The 255-nt window shown below is 40.0% G+C and carries 1 pseudogene; it reads left to right on the top strand.

The window, feature by feature from the left end:
- Positions 1–52: 52 nt before the first annotated feature.
- Positions 53–255 (top strand): annotated as a pseudogene (locus CWC11_RS21940) (superoxide dismutase [Fe]); the annotation flags it as partial.

The following is a 255-nucleotide window of genomic DNA, read 5'->3' as shown; positions in this document are numbered from 1 at the left end:
CTGCGCTATGTTTCGTATCGATTTTGGCATTTATTAATAATTGGAGAAAAAAATGGCATTTGTACTACCGTCACTACCTTATGCAATTGATGCACTTGAGCCACACATTTCAAAAGAAACACTTGAGTTTCACCACGGCAAGCACCACAACACCTACGTTGTTAAACTTAACGGTCTTGTTGAGGGTACTGAGCTTGCTGAGAAATCTCTAGAAGAAGTTGTGTGTAATTCAGAAGGTGGCGTATTTAACAACGC

This window comes from Pseudoalteromonas sp. S3178, assembly GCF_005886985.1.
Taxonomy (GTDB): Bacteria; Pseudomonadota; Gammaproteobacteria; order Enterobacterales; family Alteromonadaceae; genus Pseudoalteromonas; species Pseudoalteromonas carrageenovora.
This window is presented reverse-complemented; position numbering and strand designations above follow the sequence as displayed.